The following is a 259-nucleotide window of genomic DNA, read 5'->3' as shown; positions in this document are numbered from 1 at the left end:
CAGTTCCCTTTCGTCAGGACAATGAAGGTGACACAGACGCATATTACGAAACGATTTATTAAAGAGGGGCTGGGCGTCTCATTTCTGCCGCTGTCAGCGGTACGGTCCGAACTCGCCGCAGGCAGCATGATTGAAATTCCGTGCGAATTCGCCCAGATGCCGAGCGCGGGCGCGTACGCCATCGCCCTCTATGAAAATGAAAAAAAGAAAACCTTTTTAGATTTTTTATCACATTTTCATTTTTAGGTGAAACAAATGG

At 47.1% G+C, this 259-nt stretch carries 1 pseudogene; it reads left to right on the top strand.

Annotated features, from left to right (window positions below):
- Positions 1-246 (top strand): annotated as a pseudogene (gene citR / locus SB658_RS25175) (transcriptional regulator CitR); the annotation flags it as partial.
- Positions 247-259 lie beyond the last annotated feature (13 nt).

Source organism: Bacillus sp. SIMBA_008 (assembly GCF_046535495.1).
In the GTDB taxonomy this organism is placed as follows: domain Bacteria; phylum Bacillota; class Bacilli; order Bacillales; family Bacillaceae; genus Bacillus; species Bacillus subtilis.
Note: the sequence above shows the minus strand (reverse complement) of the source record. Positions and strands in the feature narration are given on the sequence as shown.